This is a genomic window from uncultured Sulfitobacter sp. (genome assembly GCF_947502895.1).
Lineage (GTDB): Bacteria > Pseudomonadota > Alphaproteobacteria > Rhodobacterales > Rhodobacteraceae > Sulfitobacter.
Genome location: NZ_CANNBM010000003.1, coordinates 263,597 through 289,068, shown reverse-complemented (window position 1 = coordinate 289,068; position 25,472 = coordinate 263,597). Strand labels below are relative to the sequence as shown.

Here is a 25,472-nt window from a genome sequence, read left to right as displayed (position 1 = left end):
ATTAACTGCTCCGCTGTAATTTGGCCTTTTTGGCCTTAAGTATTTCAAATAATTTTCGCGCCATGCCGGGCTTTTCCACCTGCGGTGCGCGGGCGAGAGCCAATGCATCCGGCTCGACATCCGACGTGATGACCGATCCTGAACCCGTCATCGCCCCCTCGCCAATATGCACAGGAGCCACCAGCATCGTGTTGGACCCGATAAATGCGCCTGATCCGATGTGGGTGTGGTGTTTCATTACGCCGTCATAGTTGCAAGTGATGGTGCCAGCGCCGATGTTTGCATGGCTACCGATGAAAGCATCACCAATATAGCTGAGGTGGTTTACCTTGGCCCCTTCGGCGACGACTGCGTTTTTGACCTCTACGAAATTGCCGATGCGGGCGTTTTCCTGAATTTCTGCGTTAGGCCGCAGGCGGGCATACGGGCCGATCACCGCACCGCGCGCTACGTGGCAGCCTTCCAGATGGCTAAAGGCGCGGAGTCGGGCGCCGCTTTCTACCGTGACACCGGGGCCGAAAAAGACGTTCGGCTCGATATAGGTGTCGCGGCCGATAACTGTGTCGCGGGCCAGAAAGACGGTCTCGGGCGCTTGCAATGTCACACCGTCTTCGAGAAGGCGGTCGCGGGCGCGGGTCTGGAATGCCGCCTCGGCCTCGGCCAGTTGCGCACGGGAGTTGACGCCCAGTGTCTCGGCCTCGGGGCAGGTGACGGCAGTGGCCGACAAGCCGCGTGTACGGGCCAGTGCGATGATGTCGGTGAGATAATATTCGCCTGCTGCATTGTCGTTGCCCACGTGCGAGATAAGGTCAAACAACAGGGATGATTTGCACGCGATGACGCCGCTGTTGCACAGGGTCACAGCAAGCTCGGCCTCGTTTGCATCCTTGAACTCTACAATACGCTCAAGCGAGAGCCCGTCCATGATCAGGCGGCCGTAGCGCCCGGGATCGGCGGCTTGGAAACCCAGTACGACAATATCGGCACCCTCGGCGGCGCTCATCATGTCCTCCAGCGTTTCGGGCGAGACGAAAGGCGTGTCGCCGTACAGAACGATTGCGGTGCCGTCAAAATCTGCCAGTGCGTCCTTGGCCTGATCTACAGCATGGGCGGTGCCCAGCTGTTCTGACTGCACAACGACGGTCGCAGTCTCGTCAAACTCTTGCGCGGCGGCGGTGACTGCGGCAGCGCCATGGCCGGCAACGACTATGGTATGGTCGGGGCCAAGTGTCGCGCCAGCGGCCATGGCGTGGACCAGCATCGGATCACCTGCGATCGGGTGCAGTACCTTGGGCAAGTCCGAGTTCATTCGCGTGCCCATGCCTGCGGCAAGGATAATCAGGCTGGTGTTCATTTGCTGTCCTGTCTGCTCTTTTTGTTTTTTCCTGTTTAACCTATGGCACCGTCCGCGCAAGGTGGCTGTGGATCACCAAAGGTTGCGGCTTGCAACAACGCGGAGCGGCGGCTAGGCCGAGGGGGCAGATTTTTAGGGGGCGGCGATGAAAACAGTAGTGTTCGATCTGGACGGCACATTGGCAGATACCAGCGGCGATCTGATCGCGGCGGCCAATGCGTGTTTTCGCGACATGGGCGCGGGTGATCTGTTGGACCCCGCCAAGGATGCCGGCACGGCCCTGCGCGGTGGGCGGGCAATGCTGCGCCTTGGCATGTCGCGGATGGAGCGGACAGCGGATGACCCGTTGATCGACCAGTACTATCATGCACTTCTGGATCATTACGCGCGTGATATCGACACGCATACATGGCTCTATGACGGAGCGATGGATGCGGTGGAGGTCTTGAAGACGCGGGGCTACCGGGTTGCGATTTGTACCAACAAGCCCGAAGGGCTGGCGCGCGAATTGCTGACGCGGCTGGGCATACTCGATCAGTTTGCTGCCATGCTGGGTGCCGACAGTCTGGATGTGCGCAAGCCCGACCCCGAGCATTTGTTCGAGACTGTGCGCCGTGCGGGGGGCGATCCTGCGCAAAGCCTGCTGGTGGGCGATAGCGATACGGACCGCAACACAAGCCGCAATGCAGGCGTGCCCTCAATCCTTGTGACCTTCGGGCCTGCGGGGGGGGATATGGCGGCGCTTGCGCCAGAAGCGTTGCTGGAGCGCTATAGCGACCTGCCTGATATGGTCGAGCGGCTTTTGGGAAGGGTCTGAGGTATGGGCAGTGAAGTGTTCAAGGGCAGCTTTACCCAGCAAGAGCCGATCCCCGAAGCGGGGATAGAGGCGGCAGTGGCGGTCATGCGGCAGGGGCGTTTGCACCGCTATAACACAGCGGCGGGCGAGACGGCCGAAACGGTATTGCTGGAGCAGGAATTTGCCGCCAGCGTTGGTGCCAAATATTGCCTTGCGGTCGCGTCGGGGGGGTATGCGATGGCGACAGCTTTGCGCGCAGTTGGGGTCAAGGCGGGGGCGCGTGTGCTGACCAATGCCTTTACGCTGGCCCCCGTGCCCGGTGCGATTGCTGCTGTAGGCGCTGTGCCTGTGTTTGTTGGTGTGACGCGGGATCTGGTGCTGGATCTGGATGATCTTGCCGCGAAAAGCGACCGTGCCGATGTGCTGTTGTTGAGCCATATGCGGGGGCATATCTGCGATATGGAGCGGTTGATGAAAATTTGCGATGACGCAGGTATTACCGTGATCGAGGATTGCGCCCATACGATGGGCGCTGCGTGGAACGGCAAACCCTCTGGGACCTGGGGGGCTGTCGGGTGCTATTCATGTCAGACCTATAAGCACGTTAATTCGGGTGAGGGCGGATTGCTTGTCACCGATCACGAGGAAATCGCCGCACGGGCGATCATGTATTCGGGCAGCTATATGCTGTACGAAACCCATCTGGCCGGACCACCTGCGGAAGTGTTCGAGACGATCCGCTATGAGACGCCTAATATTTCGGGGCGGATGGACAACCTGCGTGCGGCCATTCTACGCCCGCAGCTTGCCGATCTGGCCACGCAATGCGACCGCTGGAACGCGCGGTACTACGCGCTGGAGGCAGGGTTGCGCGACACACCCGGTCTGCGCGTGATTGATCGGCCCGAGCAAGAGAGCATCGTCGGGTCTTCCATCCAGTTTTTGCTGGAGGGGTGGGCAGGTGATGCTGTGCAAGACCTGCTGGTACGCTGTAAAGCGCGCGGTGTTGAGTTGAAGTGGTTTGGCAATGCGGAGCCTGTAGGCTTTACCAGCCGGTACGACAGCTGGCGCTATGTGGACGCGCCGCCCATGCCGCAGAGTGACCGCGTACTTGCAGGAATTGTGGATATGCGTGTTCCACTCACCCTGACGCTGGAAGATTGCGCACTGATTGCACGGATCATCCGCGACGAGGTCGGTCGGGTTTACCAGTCAGCGATCTGAATTGATCTGAATGTGCGCTGACGCGCTTTCCATTTTTCATGTTACGCTCAGTGGGACTGTTGTGGTCCGCAATCGCTGCGTGCACGTGGAGCTACTGGTGCAGGGTGCTTGACCTGTGGGCATTGTTCTGCAAGTAATGAACAAGTGTTCAATAAATTCGGATCACGGGAGAGTTTCCATGTTCAACGCAACTATGAATTTTGATCTGGGCGAAGATGTCGGTGCGTTGCGCGAAATGGTGCATCGCTGGGCGCAGGAGCGCTTGCGCCCGATGGCGAAGGGTATCGATGAAGCCAATCTATTTCCTGCAGAACTGTGGGAAGAAATGGGTGAGCTCGGTCTTCTCGGTGTGACCGTGGACGAAAAATATGGTGGCAGTGGTATGGGCTATCTTGCCCATACGGTAGCGGTGGAGGAGATTGCGCGTGCCAGCGCATCGGTCTCCTTGTCTTACGGGGCGCATTCGAACCTATGCGTGAACCAGATCAGTTTAAACGGCACTGATGCCCAGAAGGCGAAGTACCTGCCTGATTTATGTGCAGGAAGGCATGTAGGCTCTCTGGCCATGTCGGAGACCGGAGCTGGATCGGACGTTGTTTCGATGAAGCTGGCGGCGGAAAAGCGCAACGACCACTACCGACTGAACGGGAATAAATACTGGATCACCAATGGGTGTGACGCCGAAACGCTGGTGGTTTATGCCAAGACTGATCCATATGCGGGGTCCAAGGGCATCACGGCATTTTTGATCGAAAAGAGCATGGCAGGTTTCACGACCAGCCCGCATTTTGACAAGTTGGGGATGCGCGGATCAAACACTGCCGAGCTTATCTTTGACGATTGCGAAGTGCCGTTCGAGAATGTTTTGGGCGAGGAGGGCCGCGGTGTGGCCGTGCTTATGTCCGGTCTGGACTATGAACGCGTTGTGCTGGCGGGCATTGGTCTGGGGATCATGGCGGCCTGTCTGGACGAGATCATGCCCTATATGGCGGAGCGAAAACAGTTCGGTCAACCTGTTGGCAGCTTTCAGCTGATGCAGGGAAAGATGGCGGATATGTATACGGCCATGAACTCGGCACGCGCCTATGTGTACGAAGTGGCTAAGGCGTGTGACCGCGGGGATGTTACCCGTGCGGACGCGGCGGCCTGCTGTCTTTATGCCTCCGAGCAGGCGATGGTGCAGGCGCATCAGGCAGTGCAGGCGATGGGCGGTGCAGGCTATCTGAGCGACAACCCCGTCGCGCGTATTTTCCGCGATGCCAAGTTGATGGAGATCGGGGCGGGAACGTCCGAGATCCGGCGGATGCTGGTGGGACGCGAAATGATGGCGGCGATGTCGTGACGCGGGCGCGCGCGGAGATAACATAATGGCACATTTGCCGGGCCTTGTTGGGGAGGGGCGCTGGGACATTCCTGCGCAGCTCAACATGGCACGGCAATGTCTCAACCAGCCGTCGGACGATGTTGCGGTGATCGATCTGACAGGGAAGGCACGGCGCGACGTGACCCATGCCATGCTGGGCGATATGGTTGACGGTTTGGCACGTGCACTACAGGCTCAGGTCGGTACAGGTGACCGTGTCGGCGTGTTGTTGAGCCAGTCGCCGTGGTGTCTGGCAGCGCATCTGGCAATCTGGAAAATTGGCGCAATTTCAGTGCCTTTGTTCAAGCTGTTCAAGCATGATGCACTGGCTTCGCGGGTCGGGGATGCTGGCGCGCGCATTGTCCTGACAGACGCAGAGGGGGCTAGGCTGCTTGGCGATCTGGCGCAGCCTTGGATCGCGGATCAAGCGGGGATCGACGGTGGACCTGTAGCATTTGCGGAGACTGGCCCTGATGATCCTGCCGTTCTGATCTATACCTCTGGCACAACGGGCGCACCCAAAGGGGCGCTGCACGGACATCGCGTTCTGACAGGTCATCTGCCCGGTGTCGCGATGAGCCATGATTATCTGGGTCAGGAGGGTGATTGTCTTTGGACCCCCGCTGACTGGGCATGGATCGGTGGGCTGTTTGACGTGGCAATGCCTGCGCTGGCGCTGGGTGTGCCAGTGGTGGCGGCGCGGATGGCGAAATTTGATGTGCCGGAGTGTCAGCGTATCGTCGCTCAAGGCGCTGTACGTAATGTGTTTTTTCCGCCGACGGCTCTGCGCATGCTAAAAGCAGCGAGTGCGCGGATTGATGGTCTGCGCTCTGTCGCTAGCGGTGGAGAGCCGCTGGGCGCACAGATGCTTGCGTGGGGGCGCGAGGCGCTGGGCGTGGAGATCAACGAGTTCTATGGCCAGACCGAATGCAACATGATGGCAAGCAGTTGTGGCGCTGCGTTTGAGGCGCGTGCAGGCTGCATTGGCAAGGCGGTGTCGGGGTTCGATATTGCTGTGCTGGACGGGGAGGCGCCCACGGACGGCGAGGGCGATGTGGCCGTTCGGCGCGGGGCTGCGTCAATGATGCTGGAATATTGGCGGCGGCCCGAGGAGACGGCGGCAAAGTTTCGCGGCGACTGGATGCTGACGGGGGATCGCGGCGTTTGGGAGGGCGATTTCCTGCGCTTTGTGGGGCGCGAGGATGATGTGATTACCTCCAGTGGCTACCGCATTGGACCAGCCGAGATCGAGGATTGTTTGCTGACTCATCCGTGCGTGGCGACGGTGGGGGTTGTGGGCAAACCTGATGCGCTGCGCACGGAAATTGTGAAGGCTTATGTGGTCCTGAAGGAGGGCGCGGATGTGAGTGCTTCCGTGCTTCAGAAATGGGTTAAGGAGCGGCTGGCAAGCTATTCTTATCCAAGAGAAATCGAATTTTTAGAGGCGTTGCCAATGACGGTGACGGGTAAGGTGATCCGGCGGGAATTGAAAGCGCGGGCAGCGGCGGAGGGGGCGATATGAATTTGCCAACGCGTCAAAGCGGGAGCGACCGGTTTGTTGCGCGGTTCGCTTGGCTGGGAGACGTTGCCCGTTGGTTTGTAAACTTGTTCAAGGGCCAGTGTCCGGACTGCGGCGCGGCGATGCCGATAGGGAAGTTGTTTCGGATCAATCTGCGCAGTGAAAAACCGGCGGCTTGCTCTGCCTGCGGTGCGCTATGGGTGCCGCGCAACGGCGCAGTGATGCTCATGGCCAAGTTTTTCGTTATCGGTGTCCCGATCATTTTTATCTCGGTCGGTGTCATGTCACTGATTTTGGAACGGATCCCATTTTTTCAAAACCCTGATCCGGTTGGTACCAATGATGGGCTATTGTTCCGTGCATTTCCTATTTTAGCCTTTGTCTTCTATGCTGCAGCGGCATTTTTCTTTCGCCGCCTACCCTTAAAGAGAGTGACCACATGAAACTACTTTCCCAAGCACTCCCGTCTTCGGAAGCGTTCAAAGCCAACACAGCCGCCCATCTAGAGGCCTTGGCGCATGTGCGCGAGGCGGCGCAGGCGGCGGCCTTTGGCGGTGGTGAGAAATCGCGGGGCCGTCATGTAAGCCGTGGCAAGATGCTGCCGCGAGAACGGGTGGCGAATTTGCTGGATGCGGGTAGCCCGTTTTTGGAAGTGGGCGCTGTTGCGGCGCATGGGCTTTATGGTGGTGCTGCGCCCTGTGCAGGGGTGATTGCGGGTGTCGGCACGGTGCAGGGCCAAGAGGTGATGGTGATCTGCAATGATGCTACGGTTAAGGGAGGCACATACTACCCGATGACCGTAAAGAAACATTTAAGAGCGCAGGAAATAGCCGAAGAAAACAATCTACCCTGTATTTATCTGGTCGATAGTGGCGGGGCGAACCTGCCCAATCAGGATGAGGTCTTTCCCGACCGTGACCACTTTGGCCGGATTTTCTATAACCAAGCGCGGATGAGTGCCAAGGGTATCCCGCAGATCGCGGTGGTGATGGGGTCTTGTACGGCGGGGGGCGCTTATGTGCCTGCCATGTCGGATGTGACGATTATTGTGAAAGAACAAGGGACTATCTTTCTTGCGGGGCCGCCTTTGGTAAAGGCTGCGACGGGAGAAGTGGTCACGGCGGAGGATTTGGGCGGCGGAGATGTGCATACGCGGCTGAGCGGCGTAGCGGACTATCTGGCGGAAGATGATGCCCATGCGCTGGCGCTTGCGCGGCGCGCTGTGGGCTATCTTAACCGCGCAAAGCCCGCCACTGTGCAGTGGGAGAGCGTGGAAGAACCTGCGTACGATCCAGACGAAATCCTTGGCGTGGTGCCTGCGGATTTGCGCACGCCTTACGACATTCGTGAGGTGATAGCGCGCACGGTGGATGGCAGCCGGTTTGATGAGTTCAAGCCGCGTTTTGGCGAGACCTTGGTGACGGGGTTTGCCCATGTAAAGGGCTGTCCTGTGGGCATTATCGCCAATAATGGCGTGTTGTTTTCCGAGGCCGCACAAAAGGGCGCGCATTTTGTCGAATTGTGTTCGGCGCGTAATATCCCATTGGTATTCTTGCAAAACATCACCGGCTTTATGGTGGGGCGGAAATACGAGAATGAGGGGATCGCGCGGCACGGGGCCAAGATGGTCACGGCTGTCGCCTGTACCAACGTGCCAAAGATCACCATGCTGGTGGGCGGCTCGTTCGGGGCGGGGAACTATGGTATGGCGGGGCGGGCTTACTCTCCGCGTTTCCTCTGGACGTGGCCCAATAGCCGCATTTCAGTCATGGGCGGTGCACAGGCTGCGGGCGTTCTGGCCACGGTCAAGCGCGACGCGATCGAGCGGGGCGGCGGCACATGGTCGGCCGAGGAGGAGGCCGCGTTCAAGCAGCCCACGGTGGATATGTTCGAGGAGCAGTCGCATCCGCTCTATGCCAGCGCGCGGCTTTGGGATGACGGGATCATCGACCCGCGCAAGACCCGTGACACACTGTTTTTGAGCCTGTCCGCTGCGCTGAATGCGCCCATCGAGGAGACGAAGTTTGGCATATTCCGTATGTAATTTTTGCGGGGGTGCTTTGCGTACACCCCGCATACACCGCCCGTACACCCCCCTGTGCATCTTAAGGGGGCAGTCATGATTGATCTTGATGCTATTCGCGCGCGCTATCCGGAGGCGGATTGGTACAGTTTTGGCGACGGGGCCAAGCTCAACCGTGAAATACTGGCGCTGGTGCGCAGCGGGACAAAAACAGTGAGTTGTGATGCGGTGGCGAATTTTATCGCGCGGGGCGAGGCGCTGCCGCAGGCAGGCAAAATTGATATTGCGACAGATTGGTTAGGGGCGCCGCAACTGGCGGTGCGCACGGTCGAGGTGATGCAGATCCCGTTCGACCAGATGACAGCGGAGCTGATCCCGCCCCAGGCAGAGTTCCGCGATCTGGACCACTGGCGGGAAGGATACCGCGCCTATCTGACCCGCGCGGGGGTGTTTGCGCCTAATGTGATCATGCTGGTGGAGCGGTTCGAAGTGGTTGAGGATTTTTGCGACGATTTGCTGGCGTGATCGCGGGTGGCGATGTCGGATTGAGTTTATTGGAAAAATAAAGAAGGGCCGCAGGGCCGAACTGGGAAGGGATGACATGTTTGATACGATCCTGATTGCGAACCGTGGCGAGATTGCTTGCCGCGTGATGGAGACGGCGCAGGCAATGGGTGTGCGGTGTGTTGCCGTCTATTCTGACGCGGACAGCAGTGCCAGGCATGTAGCGATGGCGGATGTGGCGGTGCACATCGGGGGATCGGCCCCTGCGGACAGTTACTTGCGCGGCGATGTGATTATTCAGGCGGCTTTGGACACGGGGGCGCAGGCGGTGCATCCGGGGTACGGGTTTTTGTCGGAGAATCCCGAGTTTGTGGATGCCGTGGAAGCGGCAGGGCTGGTATTTATCGGGCCATCGGCGGATGCGATCCGCGCGATGGGTCTCAAGGATGCGGCCAAGGCGTTGATGATCCGTGCGGGAGTGCCCGTTGTGCCAGGCTATCATGGCAGCGACCAGTCCGATGATCTGCTGGCGGCCGAGGCAGACAAGATGGGGTATCCGGTGTTGATCAAGGCCGTGGCGGGCGGCGGTGGCAAGGGGATGCGTATGGTTGAGGCGGCTTCGGGGTTTGCCGAGGCGCTTGCTTCGGCGCGGGCGGAGGCGAAAACGGCCTTTGGCAACGCCGATGTGCTGGTCGAGAAATTTGTGAGCCAGCCGCGCCATATCGAGGTGCAGGTGTTTGGGGACGGTAAGACGGCTGTGCATTTGTTCGAGCGCGATTGCTCGCTTCAGCGGCGGCACCAGAAGGTGATAGAGGAAGCGCCTGCGCCTGACATGCCGCGCAATGTGCGCGCGGCCATGGGGGCGGCAGCGGTCAAGGCGGCGGAGGCGATTGGCTATAAGGGGGCTGGCACGGTCGAGTTTATCGTGGACGGCTCGGACGGGTTGCGCGCCGACGGGTTCTTTTTCATGGAGATGAACACGCGCTTGCAAGTCGAGCATCCTGTGACGGAGGCGATCACGGGCGTTGATCTGGTGGACTGGCAACTGCGGGTGGCCGCGGGCGAGGATCTGCCCAAAGGGCAGGAAGATCTTGTGATCGAGGGCCACGCCTTTGAGGCGCGGCTTTATGCCGAGGATGTGCCTGCGGGGTTTCTGCCTGCGACAGGCACGCTGACGGATTTGGCGTTTCCTGCGGGGGTGCGGGCGGATTCCGGTGTGCGGGCGGGCGATGCGATTTCGCCCTTTTATGATCCGATGATTGCCAAGGTCATTGTGCACGGGGCCACGCGGGACGTGGCGCTATCCAAGTTGCGCGCGGCGCTTGGCGGCTGTCACGTGGGCGGGACGGTGACCAATCTGGCGTTTCTGGGTGCGCTTGCGGGGCATGAAGGGTTCCGGCGTGGGGAGGTTGATACCGGCCTGATTGCGCGGGATATCGATGCGTTGACGGTGCCGCCTGTGGTCGAGGCGCGGCATGTGGCCTTGGCGGGGATGGCGGCGCTGGACCTGCTGGAGCCGCGCCGCGAGACGGGCTTTGCGCTGTGGGACGCGCTGGTGAGGTCGGTCGTCTTGCGGTTTGGGGGTGTCGATCATCTGGTGCGCGTGCGTGTCATCAGTGCCGCGCGGCAGATTTGGACCTTTGGTGAACATGAAGTGGAGGCTGTGCTGCGGGGCGCGCATTGGATCATCGGCGGGCAGCGGGCAGCACCTGTCGCCGTTGCTGGCGATGTGGTGACGGTCTTCGAGAACTATGGCCTTTCTTTTGAGGTGGTGGACCCGCTGGCGCAGGCGGCAGGCGCGCAGGGGGATGGCAACCTGATTGAGGCACCGATGCCCGGTCTGGTGCGCGAGGTCTTTGCGCAAGTGGGGCAGCACGTGGCGCAGGGTGACAAGCTGGCCGTTCTGGAAGCCATGAAGATGGAGCACAGTCTGCTGGCCGCGCGGGACGGCATTGTGGCCGAAGTGCTGGCCACGGCAGGAGATCAGGTGGAGGCGGGGGCCGCACTTGTGCGGCTGGAGCAGGAGGCGGATGCGGCATGATTACGCTACACCATTGTCCGCAAACCCGTTCCATGCGCAGCCTGTGGTTGCTGCACGAATTGGACGTTGAGTTCAGCGTAGAGACTTATCCTTTTGATAAAACACTCCGCTCACCTGCCTATCTGGAGAAAAGCCCTGCGGGTCGGGTGCCGGCACTTGAGCTGGACGGGGAGGCGATATTCGAGACGGGGGCGATCACGCAAGTGCTGTGCGAGCGGTTTTCGCCCGACGTGCTGGGCCGATCTGCGGGCCACCCCGAGCGGGCGCAATGGCTGGTCTGGGTGCATTTCGCAGAGACGATCAGCCAGCATACTGCCGCGCTGACGCAGCAGCATGTGGCATTGCGCGAGGATGCAATGCGCAGCCCGATTGTAATGAAGCTGGAGGCGGCACGGATTGCCAAATGCTATGCCGCCCTTGAGGCGCGGCTGGCAGGGCGGGAGTATTTGTTGGATGGCGGTTTTTCCGCGGCAGATATTTCGGTCGGGCAGGCCGTCTATATGGCGCGGTATTTTGCGCATCTGGACGGGTTTGACGCTTTGGCCGCGTGGTATGTTCGGGTGACGGATCGCGCCGGATTTCAGGTGTCTTTGCCGCAGGGTGATGCGCTGTTCGGGGATGAATTCTTTGCGCCTTGGCCGCTGCCGGAGTGATGGCTGTGCATTTGCAGGCGGGAAAGTGCTGTGCATGGCCGCTGTTTCGATGCAGGTTGGGGTATTGATAACATTTGGGAGGATGCGATGGGTTTGGGACCGTGTGAGATATTCGAGGTAGGCCCGCGAGATGGCTTGCAGAACGAAGCGCGCGACATTCCGGTGTCCGAAAAGATCGCATTGATCGACAAGCTGAGTGCGGCGGGGTTCAGCCGGATCGAATGTGCCAGCTTTGTCTCGCCCAAATGGGTGCCGCAGATGGCAGGCTCGGCCGAGGTGCTGGCGGGGATAACCCGCCACGATGGCATCCGCTATGCGGCACTGACGCCCAATATGCGCGGCTATGGTGATGCGGTGGCGGCGGGCGCGGACGAGATTGCGGTTTTTGCAAGTGCGTCCGAAGGGTTCAGCCAAAAGAACATCAACGCTTCCATCGCGGAAAGCATCGCGCGGTTTGCGCCTATACTTGAGGAAGCGCGGCACATCGATTTGCCTGTGCGGGGGTATGTCTCGTGCGTGGTGGATTGCCCCTATGACGGTGCGGTGGACCCTGCGGCGGTGGCCGAAGTGGCCGACAAGTTGTTTGCGATGGGCTGCTACGAGGTCTCGCTGGGCGATACAACGGGGGCAGGAACACCTGACAGCATCGCGCGGATGTTGCTGGCGGTGCGTGATGTGGTGCCGGTGGGGCGACTGGCGGGCCATTACCATGATACAGGCGGGCGGGCGATGGACAACATCGACGCCTCGCTGTCGCTGGGTCTGCGGGTGTTTGACGCCGCTGTTGGTGGCTTGGGGGGCTGTCCCTATGCCCCGGGTGCTTCGGGGAATGTTGCGACGGAAGCTGTTGCCGCGCATCTCGCGGCTTTGGGTTATGAAACCGGATTGGATCTGGATGTGATCGGGCAGGCGGCACAGATGGCGCAAGCGATGCGGGGCTGATCGGAATTTTCCAAAATTCCGGCCTGAAGTTGTAAGAAAATTTCGATTAGGGACGCAGATGTTCGACACGATTAAAATTGAGACCGACAGTCGCGGTGTCGCGACCCTTACCCTTGACCGTGCCGAGAAGCACAACGCCATGTCCGCGCAGATGCTGGCAGAGCTCACGCAAGCTGCAGCTATACTGGCGGCGGATGATGGAGTTCGGGTGGTCATCCTTGCCGCGCAAGGCAAGACATTCTGCGCGGGTGGTGATCTGGGCTGGATGCAAGAGCAGATGGGCATGGACGCGCAAACCCGCGCAGCCGAAGCGGGCAAACTGGCGACGATGCTGGGGGCGCTCAACCGTTTGCCAAAGCCGTTGATCGGGCGGCTGCACGGGAATGCCTTTGGTGGGGGTGTTGGTATGGCGGCAGTTTGTGATGTGGCGATTGGTGCCGATCATTTGAAAATGGCCCTGACCGAAACCAAGCTGGGCATCATCCCTGCCACCATCGGCCCTTATGTGGTCGCGCGGATGGGAGAGGGGCGCGCGCGGCGGGTGTTCATGTCGGGGCGTGTGTTTGGCGCGGATGAAGCTGTTGAGTTGGGGCTTTTGTCGCGAGCCGTGCCTGAGGCGGAGCTGGATGCGGCCATTGAGCGGGAAGTTGTACCGTATCTAGCCTGCGCACCCGGTGCTGTGGCAGCAGCGAAAAAGCTGGCGCAGGATTTGGGCGGTGCTGCAACAGAGCAGGCTGTGGCCATGTCGATTGCCGCACTGGCCGCGCGCTGGGAGACGGAAGAGGCTGCCGAGGGCATCGGCGCGTTCTTCGAGAAGCGTAAGGCTGCTTGGGTTGTGTGATGGTTGAATTTTGCAGTGCCTTGTTCAGCCGCCGGTGCCAAATTTTTGCACTGTAGCGATTGCCTGACATCATGTGCGCATCAGATACCTTCAACACCTGCTTGAGTTCGGAGTGGGTTTTTGCAGGTTTTGAAGGCCCGCGAAGTGGACAGGGCCAAGGCATTTACGCCATCTGCGAATGCTGGTGTTTCAAATTTTGTACAGGTGGTATTAAAGGAGCAGCATCTTGGAATAGGGCCATACACCATGCGGGATCCGAATGAGAATGGATGGGAAGCCTCTGCGGCATCTTGGATAGAACGATCTGGTGATGATGGCGATTTTAGCCGTAAGCACGTGCTCGACGCGCCGATGCTTGGTCGTGTGAACACACTCAGTCCGTCCAAGGCCTTGGATGTCGGCTGTGGCGAGGGTCGCTTTTGCAGAAAACTGGCACAATTGGGATGGGGCGCGCACGGTATTGACCCTGTGTACGCAATGGTGTCTGCGGCCAGCAGCAAGCATCCCGAGGGGACCTACAACTTGGGATTTGCGGAAGAGCTACCTTTTGAAGACGGCTCTTTCGATCTTGTTGTCTCATACCTTTCCTTGATCGACATTGACGGTGTGGAAGATGCAATTTCGGAAATGGCGAGGGTTCTTAGACCAAAGGGCCGGTTGTTGATTGCAAACTTGTCCAGTTTTTCAACTTCTAGCGCGGCTGTTGGACGGCGATATTGCAAAGATACGGGTGAAGAGTTGCGGCCTTTGGGGCAATACCTGAAGGAAGGGAAACGGTGGTTCGAGTGGGATGGTCTGCGCGTTCAAAATTGGCATCGGCCCTTATCCCAATATATGAACCTTCTATTGAGCCAGAATTTAACGCTCACGTACTTTGATGAGCCTGCACCTGACGGAGGCCCCGAAGACAGGATCAAAGCATATGATAAAATGCCCTATCTCATGATGATGGAATGGGAAAAGCGTGAATTCTGACAAAGCCGATCGTCTATACTCTTGCTTGTCCTCCTCGAAATCACCGTTTTGAACGGCGCACACAACCGAGCGTTCAGAAGTGTCGTGATTTTGTAAATAGTCCGCTGTGGTTTTTGATGTGAGGCGTGTCGGGAGTATATGGGTGCGCAGGGTGGAGGCGGTTAATACGGTTGCAAGGGCTTGAACGCTAGGCTGAGGGACGAATCCGCCCTTCCTCCCGTTGACCCCACGCGCCCACAGGGCTAAACCCAACCAAAGCGTCGCGCGGGGTGTTGCCCCCCAGCCATCCAAGAAAGGAGCCACCCTTGGACGATATGCTTAGGGAATACCTGCCCATCCTCATTTTTCTGGGCGTTGCCATAGGGTTGGGGCTTGCTCTTATCCTTGCTGCCGTTGTTTTGGCGGTGCGCAATCCTGACCCTGAAAAGGTGTCGGCCTATGAGTGCGGGTTCAACGCGTTTGACGATGCGCGGATGAAATTCGATGTGCGATTCTACCTCGTCTCGATCCTGTTCATTATTTTCGATCTGGAGATTGCGTTCCTGTTCCCTTGGGCTGTGGCGTTTGGCGACATTTCGATGACGGCGTTCTGGTCTATGATGATCTTCCTTGCGGTGCTGACCGCAGGCTTTGCTTATGAATGGAAGAAAGGGGCGCTCGAATGGCAGTAACGTCTACGAATTCGACGGCGACGGCGGGGATGGACCGCGATGTGGCCACGCAAAACCTCAATGCTTCGTTGCAGGACAAGGGCTTTTTGCTGACCTCGACCGAGGATTTGATCAACTGGGCGCGCACAGGCTCGTTGCACTGGATGACCTTTGGTCTGGCCTGTTGCGCGGTCGAGATGATGCACACGTCCATGCCGCGCTATGATCTTGAGCGGTTTGGCACAGCGCCACGTGCCTCCCCGCGCCAGTCGGACCTGATGATCGTGGCCGGTACGCTGACCAACAAAATGGCGCCCGCGCTGCGTAAGGTCTACGACCAAATGCCAGAGCCGCGCTATGTGATCTCGATGGGGTCCTGTGCGAATGGTGGCGGATATTACCACTATAGCTACAGTGTTGTGCGCGGCTGTGACCGGATTGTGCCTGTAGATATCTATGTGCCCGGCTGCCCGCCCACGGCGGAGGCGCTGTTGTACGGCATCATGCAGCTTCAGCGTAAGATGCGCCGGACAGGGACGATCGTGCGATGAGTGGTCCTGCCATGAACCGCACTCTTGAAAGGACTCAAAGATGAGCGATGCACTGACGGAACTGGGTGGGTATATCGAAGCCAAACGCCCTGATTGTGTGTTGGGATGGGATATAGCCCACGGAGAGTTGAACCTTGACGTGACGCTGGCGAATATTGCGGGTCTGGTCGAGTTTCTGAAGTCGGACGCGACCTGCCGCTTCTCTTCGCTCGTTGATATCACAGCAGTAGATTACACGGGCCGCGCCAAGCGGTTTGATGTCGTCTACCATTTCCTGTCGATGTACCAGAACCAGCGCATCCGCATTCGTGTGGCCGTGCGTGAGGAGGACATGGTCCCCTCGCTGGTGGCGATCCACCCCTCGGCCAACTGGTTCGAGCGTGAAGTGTTCGACATGTTCGGCATCCTGTTTTCGGGTCACCCCGATTTACGCCGCTTGCTGACGGATTACGGTTTCCGCGGTTATCCGCTGCGCAAGGATTTCCCGACCACAGGTTACACCGAAGTGCGCTATGATGAGGCGGAAAAGCGGGTTGTGTATGAACCTGTGAGCCTTGTTCAGGAATACCGCCAGTTTGATTTCATGTCACCGTGGGAAGGGGCCGAGTATATCCTGCCCGGTGACGAGAAGACCGAGGCGGCGAAGTGAAGATAATTTTGCGCGCAGTAGAGCTTGCAGTATTGGGGCCGTTTGCGGTGCCGGTCTGGATGGTGCGTAAAGCACGTAAAACAAATTTGGAGCAGATCTGATGGACGGCACCAAAGGTTTCGAAGACGCCCTGACGGGCGAACAGAAAATCCGCAATTTCAACATCAACTTTGGCCCGCAGCACCCTGCGGCCCACGGCGTTTTGCGTCTGGTGCTGGAATTGGACGGCGAGATTGTGGAGCGGTGTGACCCGCACATCGGCTTGCTGCACCGTGGTACAGAAAAGCTCATGGAGAGCCGGACGTACCTGCAAAACCTGCCGTATTTCGATCGGTTGGATTATGTGGCCCCGATGAACCAAGAGCATGCTTGGTGCTTGGCTATTGAACGCCTGACGGGTGTTGAAGTGCCGCGCCGCGCTTCGCTGATCCGTGTGCTTTACTCCGAGATCGGGCGTATTCTGTCGCACCTGCTGAACGTGACTACGCAGGCGATGGACGTCGGCGCGCTGACCCCGCCGCTATGGGGTTTTGAAGAGCGTGAAGATTTGATGATCTTCTATGAGCGTGCCTGTGGTGCGCGTCTGCACGCGGCCTATTTCCGTCCCGGTGGTGTGCATCAGGACCTGCCCGAAGCGCTGCTCAACGATATCGAGACTTGGACACATAAATTCCTGAGCGGGTTTATGGTCGATATCGACACGCTGCTTACGGAGAACCGTATTTTCAAACAGCGTAACGTCGATATTGGTGTGGTATCCGAGCAGGACATTCAGGACTGGGGTTTCTCTGGTGTGATGGTCCGCGGCTCTGGCCTTGCGTGGGATTTGCGCCGTGCGCAGCCCTATGAGTGCTATGACGAGTTTGACTTCCAGATCCCGACAGGCGTGAACGGCGATTGCTATGACCGCTATCTGGTGCGCATGGAAGAAATGCGCCAGTCGGCCAGCATCATGTTGCAGGCGATTGAAAAGTTGCGCGCACCCGAAGGGAAGGGCGATATCCTTGCCCGTGGCAAGATCACGCCGCCCAAGCGCACGGACATGAAGCAAAACATGGAAAGCCTGATCCACCATTTCAAGCTCTACACCGAAGGGTTCCACGTCCCTGCAGGGGAGGTTTACGCCGCTGTGGAAGCGCCCAAGGGCGAGTTCGGGGTGTATCTGGTGGCCGATGGTACAAACAAACCATATCGCGCCAAGCTGCGTGCACCGGGTTATCTGCACTTGCAAGCGATGGATTATCTGGCCAAGGGCCACCAGCTGGCCGATGTGGCGGCAATCATCGGCACGATGGATATCGTGTTTGGTGAGGTGGACAGGTGATCCGGCTCGCGGCGCTTGTGGTTCTGATGTCCGCGCCCATGGCGTTGGCATCTGATAAGAAGGCTGCGTTGATTGAAGCGATGAACGCCAACGGATGTATGATGACCTCGGCCCAAGCCGAAGTTCAGATGCCCGCGTTGGAGATAGATCGGGCGACAGCGATAGCGCTGTCGCGGGAAATGATGGCGGAAGGCATTGCCAAATTCGCCGCTGATGAAGAAACGCTGCTGCTGCTGCCCCCTGCGTGCAAAAGCTAAGGCGACAAGGACAAATTTATGCTGCGTAGACTGCACCCCGACCAACCCGAAGCCTTTGCCTTTACCCCTGCCAATCAGGCATGGGCCGAAGCGCAGATTACCAAATATCCGGAAGGGCGTCAGGCCAGCGCGATTATCCCGCTGCTGTGGCGCGCCCAAGAGCAAGAGGGCTGGTTGTCCCGTCCTGCGATCGAGCATGTCAGCGAGATGCTGGGTCTGGCCTATATTCGTGGGCTGGAAGTGGCGACATTCTACTTTATGTTTCAGCTGCAACCCGTTGGATCCGTTGCGCATATTCAGGTCTGCGGCACGACGTCCTGCATGATTTGCGGTGCGGAAGACCTGATCGGGGTGTGCAAAGAGAAAATCGCGAAGAACCCGCATGAAATCTCGGCTGATGGCAAGTTTTCCTGGGAAGAGGTTGAATGTCTGGGGGCGTGTTCCAACGCGCCGATGGCACAGATCGGCAAGGATTATTACGAAGACCTCACAGCAGAGCGTTTCACGGCCATGCTGGACGAGCTGGCGCGTGGCGAGGTGCCCACGCCCGGGCCCCAAAATGGTCGCTATGCCTCGGAGCCGTTGAGCGGCCTTACGTCGCTGACCGAATATGATAGCGGTAAGACCCGATTCAACGCGAGCGCCCAGTTGGCGACAGATATTGGAGATACGGTTAAGCGGATTGACGGGACCGAAGTGCCGCTGCTTGCACCGTGGCAAGGCAAGTCAGGGCAAGGAAAAGCGGCTAATACCGGTAAAAAACCTGCCAAGTCCGCCGCGGCGCGGGGCAGGGGTGTTGCCTCTGACAAAGTGTCGGAAGTAGCAGGTGAAGCCCCCGAGGTCGTGGCCAAAGCAAAACCAGCGCGCGGCACAGTGGCCCCGAAGGCCGCAACTGCCAGCCCTGCGCCTGCCAAGGAAGCCGTTGCAGGCAAAGGGAAAAAGCCGCGCACAATGAGCGCGCCTCGCAAGTCGGGTGCGGATGATCTCAAGCTAATCAAGGGAATTGGTCCCAAGCTTGAAAAGACGGTGAATTCTTTGGGTTTTTTCCATTTTGACCAAATTGCAAAATGGGGGCAAGATGAGCTTGCTTGGGTTGATCAGAACCTCGAAGGGTTTAAGGGCCGCGCATCGCGCGACAATTGGGTTGAACAGGCAGGAAAGCTGGCACGCGGAGAGGCGACTGAATTCTCCGCGAAGGCGAGCAAAGACGGTCGTTACGACTAACGCCCGAAACAATCCATGGGGGATAGACTAGGATATGGCTTCGAAAAATAACAACATGGAATGCATGATCACCTGTTGGGGGATCGCGGCATTCGTGGGCTTTTTGGCGATGGTGCTGCTGTACTGGATGGCCGATTTTGGTGCACTTCAGGCGATCTTCACAGGTGGTTTGATCGGTACTGTGTTGGGTTTGGTGCTGAGTTTGACGGTATGTCGCACGCAGACTGCCGCCGCTGATCTGGCATCGGAAGACAAGCCTGCCACGCGGTATGCGGCGGAAGCGGCGGAGCGTAAGGCCGCCCGTGTTGCATCAACACTGGGAACAGCTGCCGCTGCGCCTGCTTCGGCGGCTGCCGCTGCCGCTGCACCTGCCGCGTCAACAACCACTGCTTCGGCTGATAGTGCGAACACGACACCTTCGACGGCGTTTAGTGTTCAGCCATCCAAGCCGCTTGCGGGTCAGGAAGAACTGGCAAGCCGCAAGGGCGAGTGGAAGTACGAGGGCGACGCGGCTGTTGAAGGCAATGCGGCGCCTGCTGCAAAAGCGGCACCTGCCAAAAAAGCCTCTGCACCGGCGAAGGGCGCTGATCCGGCGCCTGCTGCGAAGGCGGCACCTGCCAAAAAAGCTTCTGCAAAGGCGAAGGCCGCTGATCCAGCGTCTGCTGCTGCCGGCGGTGATGAGACGCCCGCACTGATGCTGAGTGCCGCACGGCCCGAAGGCAAGGATGATCTGAAATTGATAAGCGGTGTCGGCCCTAAGCTGGAAGGCACGCTGAACGATCTGGGCATCTACCACTTTGATCAAGTGGCCAAGTTCCAGAAAGCAGACATCGAATGGGTCGATGCGCGTCTGCGCTTCAAGGGCCGGATCGAGCGGGATGACTGGATGTCCCAGGCCAAAATTCTGGCTGAAGGCGGAGAGACAGAGTTCTCGAAGAAGAAGAAAACCTGAAGTTAGGGGCCGTCCGTGACGCAGAATGACGACAAACTGTCACGTGACGGGCGGCGCCTAGCACTGGTAAGTGTAGTGGCGGCCATCGCCTTTATCGGGATTGAGGCCGCTGGGACCATCTATGGATGGTCCAATCAGACAATGGGCCTGCTGGAGCTTGGCATTGCTGCCGTGTTTTTGTGGGTCTTTATACAAGCGTATCGAATGTGGCGTGCGCGCCAATCGGAAAGAGACGGATGAGCAGCATGTTGCAGGACAAAGACCGTATTTTCACCAACATCTACGGGATGCATGACCGCACCCTGAAGGGCGCGCAACAGCGCGGCCATTGGGATGGAACGGCGGCAATCATCAAAAAGGGCCGCGACTGGATCATCGACGAGATGAAGGCAAGCGGACTGCGCGGGCGCGGGGGCGCGGGTTTCCCGACAGGGCTCAAGTGGTCGTTTATGCCCAAGGAGTCCGATGGTCGCCCCAGCTATCTGGTGGTCAACGCGGATGAATCCGAACCCGGTACCTGCAAAGACCGCGAAATCATGCGCCATGATCCGCACACGCTTATCGAGGGCTGCCTGATTGCCAGCTTCGCGATGAATGCCAATGCTTGCTATATTTATATCCGCGGTGAGTACATCCGCGAGAAAGAGGCCCTGCAAGCCGCGATTGACGAGGCATATGACGCGGGTTTGGTCGGTAAAAACGCGGCCAAGTCGGGATGGGATTTCGACATTTACCTGCACCATGGGGCAGGGGCGTATATTTGCGGCGAAGAGACGGCGCTGCTGGAATCGCTGGAAGGTAAAAAGGGTATGCCGCGGATGAAGCCGCCGTTCCCTGCGGGGGCCGGCCTGTACGGCTGTCCGACAACCGTGAACAACGTGGAATCAATTGCCGTTGTGCCGACAATTCTGCGCCGTGGCGGTGGATGGTTTGCAGGCTTTGGTCGTCCGAACAATGCGGGCACCAAGCTGTTTGCGATTTCGGGCCATGTGAACAACCCTTGCGTTGTCGAAGAGGCGATGAGCATCTCGTTCGAGGAGCTGATCGAGAAACACTGCGGCGGTATTCGTGGCGGCTGGGACAACCTCAAGGCTGTGATCCCGGGTGGATCGTCCGTGCCGATGGTGCCGGGCAAAGCGATGCGCGAAGCGACGATGGATTTCGACTATCTGCGCAATGAATTGCAGTCGGGCCTTGGCACGGCTGCGGTGATTGTGATGGATCAGCAGACAGACGTGATCAAAGCGATCTGGCGTCTGGCGAAATTCTACAAGCACGAATCTTGCGGCCAGTGCACGCCCTGCCGCGAAGGCACGGGCTGGATGATGCGTGTCATGGACCGTCTGGTCAAAGGCGATGCGGAGCCAGAAGAAATCGACATGCTGCTGGATGTGACCAAGCAGGTTGAGGGCCATACGATTTGCGCGCTCGGCGATGCGGCGGCTTGGCCTATTCAGGGTCTTATCCGCCATTTCCGTGGCGATATTGAAGAACGCATTGCCCACAAACGGGGCGGCACCGTAACGCCCGTTGCAGCAGAGTAGAGTAGTCCAGAATGGAAATTTTTGACCCTTACGCCCACGCACTGGCTGCCTTGGCACTTTGGGCTGTTTTGGTTTGTGTCTTGTCGATGCTATCGACGGTCGGGCGCACAGCCGAGGCACGCTGCGAGTGTGGCAAGCCCAAGCGTGACTACAGCGATCCCGTCTACCGGCGCGAGCGGGCGTTCATGAACGCGGTTGAAGGGGGCGGACCATTTGTTGCGGTTACGCTGGCTGCGATCCTGAGCGGTGCATCGCCCTTCATGGTGAACCTGTTCGCCAGCGTCTACCTGCTGGCGCGGATCGGCATGGCCTTTGTGCATATCAAAACCGAGAACCAGCCCGCGCGTTCGGTGTTTTTTCTGATCGGGTTGATCAGTATTCTGGGGCTGGTCATTAGCGTCCTTCGGGCTGTTTTCTGATTGCGGATCGGGTGCATCCGTAGTGCGCTGTGTTCGGCGTACGGGCATTCATGCCAAGGCAGTATGCAGTCGGGACGGGGGGAATCATGGGATTCTTTAAGAACATCTGGGACGGCCTGCTCAGCTTTGGTGCATGCCTTTTGACGATTGGTGTCTTTGCGGCACCCGCTTGGGCGACCTATGCGGCGGTGACATACGGGATTGTAACCCCGTGGATATATCTTCCGACGTTGGGCATGGTTTATGTTGGTGCGAATCTGGCGATTGCGTTTCTGCGCAAGGCTTTGGACGGGGTAGCGCCCTTGCGGATGCGCAAACGCGGATGACGCAAGAAGCACTGGCCCTGACCGATGAATTGCGCAATAACGGGGCAAAGACGCGTAATGAGCCGCGCTATCGCGTGTGCATGGAGACGGTAATGAAGAATTGGACAGGGATTGTGCTGTGCGCGGGGCTGCTGGGTGCCTGCACCTCGGCAGAGGACCGGATCTTCTTTGATGGCCAGTTCTATAATGCGAAACTACGCAAAGTTGAACGGCAGTTGGACCAGTTCACGGTAACGGTGCGGCCTGTATCAAAGTCGCTGACAGGTGCGCGCGAGGCTGGTCGGTACGAAGCAGTTGTTCATTGCGTGAATTTGTTCGGCAGTTCCGACATCATCTGGACGGCCGGACCGGACGCGCCCGAGGGGCAATTGAATATCGAAAATGATACACTGACACTGGCAGGGCGTTGCCCTGCCTCAAGATAGCGAAAAGGCAGCGCAAATCCTCGCCAGACTGCGCTGTTATTGCATAACATAGGGAACAGACCCCAAGTGCGATCATGGGTTTATGCGCCCATATGCATCTGAGGAGAAAACACATGCGCCATTTGTTTCTAGTTTTGGGTATTGTCGTGTTGTCGGCGGGATCGGTTGCGGCACAGCAAAAGCTGCGCGATGTGAAATCGATAGATGACGCGGTGTTTGACGTGGCGGTGGCTGACAAGATCCGTAAGGAGTGTCCTGAAATCTCTGCACGGGTGGTCAGGGCGCTGAACCTCTACCGAAAGACCCGTGCCGAGGCGAAGGCGCTGGGGTTTACCGATGCCGAGATCAAAGCCTATGGCGACTCGGAGGCCGAGAAGGCGCGAATGCGTGCCAAAGGCGAGGCATATTTGCGCCGTCATGGGGTTGTGGCATCTGACCCGCAGAGTTATTGCGCGGTAGGGCGCAAAGAGATTCAAAAATCGAGCCGCATCGGCTCGTTGTTGAGAGAAAAGTGACATCATGAGCGATATCCGGAAGATCATCATCGACGGTAAAGAAGTTGAAGCCGAGGGGGCGATGACGCTCATTCAGGCATGTGAGCAGGCGGGCGTGGAAGTGCCGCGGTTTTGCTATCACGAGCGGCTGACGATTGCTGGCAACTGCCGGATGTGTCTTGTGGAAGTAGTGGGCGGCCCGCCCAAGCCTGCCGCGAGCTGTGCGATGCAGGTGCGCGACCTGCGTCCTGGTCCTGAGGGGCAGCCGCCGGTTGTTAAGACGAATTCGCCCATGGTTAAGAAAGCCCGCGAAGGCGTGATGGAATTCTTGCTGATCAATCACCCGCTGGATTGCCCGATTTGCGATCAGGGTGGGGAGTGTGACCTGCAGGATCAGGCCATGGCGTACGGTGTTGATTTTTCGCGTTACCGCGAGCCAAAGCGCGCAACAGAAGATCTTGATCTGGGGCCACTGGTCGAGACGCATATGACCCGCTGCATTTCGTGCACACGCTGCGTTCGCTTCACAACCGAGGTCGCCGGTATCACGCAAATGGGCCAGACAGGGCGCGGCGAAGACGCCGAGATTACCGCCTATCTAGGCGAGACACTGGACAGCAACCTGCAAGGCAACATCATTGATCTGTGCCCCGTGGGTGCGCTGGTGTCCAAGCCCTATGCATTTACGGCGCGGCCTTGGGAGCTGAACAAGACTGAGTCGATTGACGTAATGGATGCGCTGGGGTCCAACATCCGCGTAGACACGAAGGGACGCGAAGTAATGCGTTTCTTGCCGCTGAACCATGACGGCGTAAACGAGGAGTGGATTTCGGACAAAACACGTTTTGTCTGGGACGGTTTGCGCAAACAACGTCTGGACACACCTTATATTCGTGAGAACGGCAAGCTGCGCCGTGCCGAGTGGCCCGAAGCACTGGCGGCTGCGGCTGCGGCGATGAAAGGCAAAAAGCCGGGCGGTCTCGTCGGCGATCTGGTTTCCACCGAAGCTGCGTTTGCGCTCAAGCAATTGATCGAGGGGCAGGGCGGTGTTGTTGAATGTCGCACCGACGGGGCGAAGCTGCCTGCGGGCAACCGCTCGGGTTATGTGGGGACTGCTGCGATTGAAGACATCGACACGGCGGATAAAATTCTGCTTGTAGGGACCAACCCTGCCGTTGAAGCACCGGTTCTGAATGCGCGAATTCGCAAGGCATGGTCCAAGGGCTGTGATGTGACGGTTGTCGGCGAAGCCGTTGATCTGACCTATGAGTATGAGCATATGGGTACGGATCGTGCGGCGCTGGCGCATGTGCTTGATCTTGATATGACCGACCTTGCCGAAAAGAACTGCATCGTGATTGTGGGTCAGGGCGCGTTGGCGGCTGATGACGGCGCGGCTGTTCTGGCGACAGTTCAGGCAATAAACGAAAAATCAGGCGGCAAAATGCTGGTGCTGCACACCGCCGCTGGTCGTGTGGGCGCAATGGACGTAGGTGCCACAGCCGAAGGCGGCATCGCTGACGTTTTGGCAGCCGAGGTTATTTACAACCTTGGCGCGGACGAGGGCGACATTCCTGCGGGTCCTTTTGTGATTTATCAAGGCAGCCACGGCGACCGTGGTGCCCACCGTGCCGATATCATTCTACCTGCTGCGGCCTATACCGAAGAGGGTGGTCTGTTCGTCAATACCGAAGGGCGGCCACAGCTTGCACAACGCGCCAGTTTTGCCCCTGGTCAGGCGAAGGAAAACTGGGCGATTCTGCGCGCGCTGAGTGCCGAGTTGGGTGCCACGTTGCCGTTTGATTCGCTGGCCGAACTGCGCACTGCAATGGTTGCGGCGCATCCGCATCTTGGCCGCGTTGACGAAGTGGCCGAGAATAGCTGGACAGCAGAGCCGATGGGCAAGATGTCTGATGCGAAGATTTCCTATGCAATCGCTGATTTTTATCTGACCAACCCGATTGCACGCGCCTCCAGCTTGATGGCTGAACTATCCGCGAATGCAAAAGCGCGCCGCACGGAGGCGATGGCAGCAGAGTGAAACGGGTAGGGTTGATAGGGTTTATGGCGCTGGCCGCTTGTGAACCTGCCACCCCCACAGCAGAGGATTTCATCCCCGAATACAAAGGGGTGGAGACTGTGCTGCTGGACGGTGATCTGGTGCAGTTTAATGTTGCTATGACCAAGGCGCTTGCCTCAGAAAATGTCGCGGCTTACGCGGAATGTGCTGCAGCGCAGTATACGTTAATCCGAGGTTATGGTTTTGCACGTCATGTACGCACAAATGTGGCAATTGAGGGTGGCATTTGGCGTGCTGATGCTGTTTACACAATCTCGCCGAGCCTGCCTAAAGGCTTGAAGACTATTGATGCCGAGGTGGTGACGCAAAGCTGCCGCGAAAAAGGCATCCCGACGGTGTGAG

Annotated in this window: 28 protein-coding genes; 27 read left to right on the top strand and 1 reads right to left on the bottom strand. The window is 58.6% G+C overall.

Annotated elements, in window-relative coordinates:
* Position 1: 1 nt before the first annotated feature.
* Positions 2-1,354 (bottom strand): bifunctional UDP-N-acetylglucosamine diphosphorylase/glucosamine-1-phosphate N-acetyltransferase GlmU, encoded by a 1,353-nt coding sequence (glmU, locus tag Q0903_RS14455; RefSeq protein WP_299416617.1) that lies wholly within the window; start codon positions 1,352-1,354, stop codon positions 2-4.
* A gap of 145 nt (positions 1,355-1,499) precedes the next feature.
* On the opposite strand from glmU, the gene Q0903_RS14450 reads away from it, so the two are divergent.
* From Q0903_RS14450 to Q0903_RS14320, 27 genes are all read left to right on the top strand, one after another.
* Entirely contained in the window at positions 1,500-2,171 is a 672-nt protein-coding gene (locus Q0903_RS14450; protein ID WP_299416614.1) for an HAD-IA family hydrolase, read from the top strand.
* 3 nt (positions 2,172-2,174) lie between these two features.
* Positions 2,175-3,374, top strand: a complete 1,200-nt coding sequence (locus Q0903_RS14445) for a DegT/DnrJ/EryC1/StrS family aminotransferase (RefSeq protein WP_299023819.1) — start codon at positions 2,175-2,177, stop codon at positions 3,372-3,374.
* 178 nt (positions 3,375-3,552) lie between these two features.
* The gene (locus tag Q0903_RS14440) at positions 3,553-4,716 is read left to right on the top strand and encodes an acyl-CoA dehydrogenase family protein (protein ID WP_299023817.1); all 1,164 of its coding nucleotides are present in this window, start codon (positions 3,553-3,555) and stop codon (positions 4,714-4,716) included.
* 25 nt (positions 4,717-4,741) lie between these two features.
* A complete protein-coding gene (locus Q0903_RS14435; protein ID WP_299416610.1) occupies positions 4,742-6,259 on the top strand; it encodes an AMP-binding protein in 1,518 nt (505 codons plus the stop codon).
* Positions 6,256-6,699, top strand: a complete 444-nt coding sequence (locus Q0903_RS14430) for a hypothetical protein (RefSeq protein WP_299416607.1) — start codon at positions 6,256-6,258, stop codon at positions 6,697-6,699. The genes Q0903_RS14435 and Q0903_RS14430 overlap by 4 nt, the downstream gene beginning before the upstream one ends.
* The gene (locus Q0903_RS14425; RefSeq protein WP_299416604.1) at positions 6,696-8,300 is read left to right on the top strand and encodes a carboxyl transferase domain-containing protein; all 1,605 of its coding nucleotides are present in this window, start codon (positions 6,696-6,698) and stop codon (positions 8,298-8,300) included. Before Q0903_RS14430 ends, Q0903_RS14425 begins: the two co-directional genes overlap by 4 nt.
* Positions 8,301-8,375: 75 nt before the next feature.
* Positions 8,376-8,804 (top strand): ASCH domain-containing protein, encoded by a 429-nt coding sequence (locus Q0903_RS14420; protein ID WP_299023810.1) that lies wholly within the window; start codon positions 8,376-8,378, stop codon positions 8,802-8,804.
* A 76-nt stretch (positions 8,805-8,880) separates the two neighbouring features.
* Positions 8,881-10,824, top strand: a complete 1,944-nt coding sequence (locus Q0903_RS14415; protein WP_299416601.1) for a biotin carboxylase N-terminal domain-containing protein — start codon at positions 8,881-8,883, stop codon at positions 10,822-10,824.
* Positions 10,821-11,477 carry a glutathione S-transferase family protein gene (locus Q0903_RS14410; protein WP_299416598.1) on the top strand — a complete coding sequence of 219 codons (657 nt, stop codon included), beginning with the start codon at positions 10,821-10,823 and terminating at the stop codon, positions 11,475-11,477. The genes Q0903_RS14415 and Q0903_RS14410 overlap by 4 nt, the downstream gene beginning before the upstream one ends.
* 87 nt (positions 11,478-11,564) lie before the next feature.
* Complete coding sequence (locus Q0903_RS14405) at positions 11,565-12,419, top strand: hydroxymethylglutaryl-CoA lyase (RefSeq protein ID WP_299023807.1); 855 nt, start codon at positions 11,565-11,567, stop codon at positions 12,417-12,419.
* Between the two features lie 58 nt (positions 12,420-12,477).
* The gene (locus Q0903_RS14400) at positions 12,478-13,260 is read left to right on the top strand and encodes a crotonase/enoyl-CoA hydratase family protein (RefSeq protein ID WP_299416595.1); all 783 of its coding nucleotides are present in this window, start codon (positions 12,478-12,480) and stop codon (positions 13,258-13,260) included.
* Between the two features lie 120 nt (positions 13,261-13,380).
* Entirely contained in the window at positions 13,381-14,235 is an 855-nt protein-coding gene (locus Q0903_RS14395) for a class I SAM-dependent methyltransferase (RefSeq protein ID WP_299416593.1), read from the top strand.
* A 305-nt stretch (positions 14,236-14,540) separates the two neighbouring features.
* Positions 14,541-14,906, top strand: a complete 366-nt coding sequence (locus Q0903_RS14390) for an NADH-quinone oxidoreductase subunit A (RefSeq protein WP_299023804.1) — start codon at positions 14,541-14,543, stop codon at positions 14,904-14,906.
* Positions 14,897-15,436, top strand: a complete 540-nt coding sequence (locus tag Q0903_RS14385) for an NADH-quinone oxidoreductase subunit B (RefSeq protein ID WP_299023802.1) — start codon at positions 14,897-14,899, stop codon at positions 15,434-15,436. The genes Q0903_RS14390 and Q0903_RS14385 overlap by 10 nt, the downstream gene beginning before the upstream one ends.
* A 40-nt stretch (positions 15,437-15,476) precedes the next feature.
* Complete coding sequence (locus Q0903_RS14380; RefSeq protein WP_299023800.1) at positions 15,477-16,085, top strand: NADH-quinone oxidoreductase subunit C; 609 nt, start codon at positions 15,477-15,479, stop codon at positions 16,083-16,085.
* 100 nt (positions 16,086-16,185) lie between these two features.
* Positions 16,186-17,409, top strand: a complete 1,224-nt coding sequence (locus tag Q0903_RS14375; protein WP_299416589.1) for an NADH-quinone oxidoreductase subunit D — start codon at positions 16,186-16,188, stop codon at positions 17,407-17,409.
* Positions 17,406-17,666, top strand: a complete 261-nt coding sequence (locus tag Q0903_RS14370) for a hypothetical protein (RefSeq protein WP_299023796.1) — start codon at positions 17,406-17,408, stop codon at positions 17,664-17,666. The genes Q0903_RS14375 and Q0903_RS14370 overlap by 4 nt, the downstream gene beginning before the upstream one ends.
* 18 nt (positions 17,667-17,684) lie before the next feature.
* Positions 17,685-18,890: an NADH-quinone oxidoreductase subunit E gene (locus Q0903_RS14365; protein WP_299416586.1), complete on the top strand. Its 1,206-nt coding sequence runs from the start codon at positions 17,685-17,687 to the stop codon at positions 18,888-18,890.
* 34 nt (positions 18,891-18,924) lie between these two features.
* Positions 18,925-19,842 (top strand): endonuclease, encoded by a 918-nt coding sequence (locus Q0903_RS14360; RefSeq protein WP_299416584.1) that lies wholly within the window; start codon positions 18,925-18,927, stop codon positions 19,840-19,842.
* 15 nt (positions 19,843-19,857) lie between these two features.
* A complete protein-coding gene (locus Q0903_RS14355) occupies positions 19,858-20,082 on the top strand; it encodes a DUF5337 family protein (RefSeq protein WP_299416582.1) in 225 nt (74 codons plus the stop codon).
* Between the two features lie 5 nt (positions 20,083-20,087).
* Positions 20,088-21,386, top strand: coding sequence for an NADH-quinone oxidoreductase subunit NuoF (gene nuoF / locus Q0903_RS14350; protein ID WP_299027588.1), 1,299 nt, complete (start codon positions 20,088-20,090; stop codon positions 21,384-21,386).
* An 11-nt stretch (positions 21,387-21,397) separates the two neighbouring features.
* Entirely contained in the window at positions 21,398-21,805 is a 408-nt protein-coding gene (locus Q0903_RS14345) for an MAPEG family protein (protein ID WP_299023789.1), read from the top strand.
* Positions 21,806-21,891: 86 nt separating this feature from the next.
* The gene (locus Q0903_RS14340; protein ID WP_299023787.1) at positions 21,892-22,131 is read left to right on the top strand and encodes a hypothetical protein; all 240 of its coding nucleotides are present in this window, start codon (positions 21,892-21,894) and stop codon (positions 22,129-22,131) included.
* Complete coding sequence (locus tag Q0903_RS14335; RefSeq protein ID WP_299416580.1) at positions 22,128-22,556, top strand: hypothetical protein; 429 nt, start codon at positions 22,128-22,130, stop codon at positions 22,554-22,556. Before Q0903_RS14340 ends, Q0903_RS14335 begins: the two co-directional genes overlap by 4 nt.
* A 113-nt stretch (positions 22,557-22,669) precedes the next feature.
* Positions 22,670-23,071 carry a DUF5333 domain-containing protein gene (locus Q0903_RS14330; RefSeq protein ID WP_299416578.1) on the top strand — a complete coding sequence of 134 codons (402 nt, stop codon included), beginning with the start codon at positions 22,670-22,672 and terminating at the stop codon, positions 23,069-23,071.
* Between the two features lie 4 nt (positions 23,072-23,075).
* Positions 23,076-25,091, top strand: coding sequence for an NADH-quinone oxidoreductase subunit NuoG (gene nuoG, locus Q0903_RS14325; protein ID WP_299416575.1), 2,016 nt, complete (start codon positions 23,076-23,078; stop codon positions 25,089-25,091).
* A gap of 23 nt (positions 25,092-25,114) precedes the next feature.
* Positions 25,115-25,471: a hypothetical protein gene (locus Q0903_RS14320; protein WP_299416791.1), complete on the top strand. Its 357-nt coding sequence runs from the start codon at positions 25,115-25,117 to the stop codon at positions 25,469-25,471.
* The last annotated feature ends 1 nt before the right edge of the window (position 25,472 follow it).

Bases quoted from the DNA above. Each gene is read 5' to 3' on its own strand.
- Q0903_RS14450 (WP_299416614.1), top strand. From the start codon at position 1,500: ATGAAAACAGTAGTGTTCGATCTGGACGGCACATTGGCAGATACCAGC.
- Q0903_RS14365 (WP_299416586.1), top strand. From the start codon at position 17,685: ATGCTGCGTAGACTGCACCCCGACCAACCCGAAGCCTTTGCCTTTACC.
- Q0903_RS14340 (WP_299023787.1), top strand. From the start codon at position 21,892: ATGGGATTCTTTAAGAACATCTGGGACGGCCTGCTCAGCTTTGGTGCA.
- Q0903_RS14425 (WP_299416604.1), top strand. From the start codon at position 6,696: ATGAAACTACTTTCCCAAGCACTCCCGTCTTCGGAAGCGTTCAAAGCC.
- Q0903_RS14360 (WP_299416584.1), top strand. From the start codon at position 18,925: ATGGCTTCGAAAAATAACAACATGGAATGCATGATCACCTGTTGGGGG.
- Q0903_RS14430 (WP_299416607.1), top strand. From the start codon at position 6,256: ATGAATTTGCCAACGCGTCAAAGCGGGAGCGACCGGTTTGTTGCGCGG.
- Q0903_RS14320 (WP_299416791.1), top strand. From the start codon at position 25,115: ATGGCGCTGGCCGCTTGTGAACCTGCCACCCCCACAGCAGAGGATTTC.
- Q0903_RS14335 (WP_299416580.1), top strand. From the start codon at position 22,128: ATGACGCAAGAAGCACTGGCCCTGACCGATGAATTGCGCAATAACGGG.
- Q0903_RS14375 (WP_299416589.1), top strand. From the start codon at position 16,186: ATGGACGGCACCAAAGGTTTCGAAGACGCCCTGACGGGCGAACAGAAA.
- Q0903_RS14445 (WP_299023819.1), top strand. From the start codon at position 2,175: ATGGGCAGTGAAGTGTTCAAGGGCAGCTTTACCCAGCAAGAGCCGATC.
- Q0903_RS14380 (WP_299023800.1), top strand. From the start codon at position 15,477: ATGAGCGATGCACTGACGGAACTGGGTGGGTATATCGAAGCCAAACGC.
- Q0903_RS14345 (WP_299023789.1), top strand. From the start codon at position 21,398: ATGGAAATTTTTGACCCTTACGCCCACGCACTGGCTGCCTTGGCACTT.
- nuoG (WP_299416575.1), top strand. From the start codon at position 23,076: ATGAGCGATATCCGGAAGATCATCATCGACGGTAAAGAAGTTGAAGCC.
- Q0903_RS14385 (WP_299023802.1), top strand. From the start codon at position 14,897: ATGGCAGTAACGTCTACGAATTCGACGGCGACGGCGGGGATGGACCGC.
- nuoF (WP_299027588.1), top strand. From the start codon at position 20,088: ATGTTGCAGGACAAAGACCGTATTTTCACCAACATCTACGGGATGCAT.
- glmU (WP_299416617.1), bottom strand. From the start codon at position 1,354: ATGAACACCAGCCTGATTATCCTTGCCGCAGGCATGGGCACGCGAATG.
- Q0903_RS14330 (WP_299416578.1), top strand. From the start codon at position 22,670: ATGCGCCATTTGTTTCTAGTTTTGGGTATTGTCGTGTTGTCGGCGGGA.
- Q0903_RS14415 (WP_299416601.1), top strand. From the start codon at position 8,881: ATGTTTGATACGATCCTGATTGCGAACCGTGGCGAGATTGCTTGCCGC.
- Q0903_RS14420 (WP_299023810.1), top strand. From the start codon at position 8,376: ATGATTGATCTTGATGCTATTCGCGCGCGCTATCCGGAGGCGGATTGG.
- Q0903_RS14410 (WP_299416598.1), top strand. From the start codon at position 10,821: ATGATTACGCTACACCATTGTCCGCAAACCCGTTCCATGCGCAGCCTG.
- Q0903_RS14440 (WP_299023817.1), top strand. From the start codon at position 3,553: ATGTTCAACGCAACTATGAATTTTGATCTGGGCGAAGATGTCGGTGCG.
- Q0903_RS14435 (WP_299416610.1), top strand. From the start codon at position 4,742: ATGGCACATTTGCCGGGCCTTGTTGGGGAGGGGCGCTGGGACATTCCT.
- Q0903_RS14405 (WP_299023807.1), top strand. From the start codon at position 11,565: ATGGGTTTGGGACCGTGTGAGATATTCGAGGTAGGCCCGCGAGATGGC.
- Q0903_RS14400 (WP_299416595.1), top strand. From the start codon at position 12,478: ATGTTCGACACGATTAAAATTGAGACCGACAGTCGCGGTGTCGCGACC.